At 51.4% G+C, this 389-nt stretch carries 1 protein-coding gene; it reads left to right on the top strand.

The window, feature by feature from the left end:
* Positions 1–210 precede the first annotated feature (210 nt).
* A partial coding sequence (locus tag AC1DT6_RS40655) for an isocitrate/isopropylmalate family dehydrogenase (protein WP_477115636.1) occupies positions 211–389 on the top strand: 179 nt, incomplete at its 3' end.

Raw genomic sequence — 389 nt, 5'->3', positions numbered from 1 at the left:
GCTCTCGCGCCGTCGCGGCGAGGCTGCCTTTGTTGGCCAGCAGGTAGAAAAATGACAAATCCAGGGTCTGGCTCATTGGTAACTCAAATTCATCTATGTAGTGATTTGGAGTAACTCACGCTCATTTGCTCACTACATATACTCCGCTCACACCCTGATTGAACACCCCCGTTCGACAGGCACAACAAGAACGTAACGAGAGTGGAGTTGATGATGAGCGCATACAAAATTGCTGCGGTTCCAGGTGATGGCATCGGCGTGGAAGTGATCGCAGCGGGCGTCGAAGTGCTGCAAGCCTTGTCGAAAAAGTCCGGCTTCGAACTGGCCTTCAAACACTTCGACTGGAACTCGGATAACTACCTGAAAAACGGCTACTACATCCCTGAAGG

The sequence above is a fragment of the Cupriavidus sp. 01L45 genome, from assembly GCF_056399885.1.
This window is presented reverse-complemented; position numbering and strand designations above follow the sequence as displayed.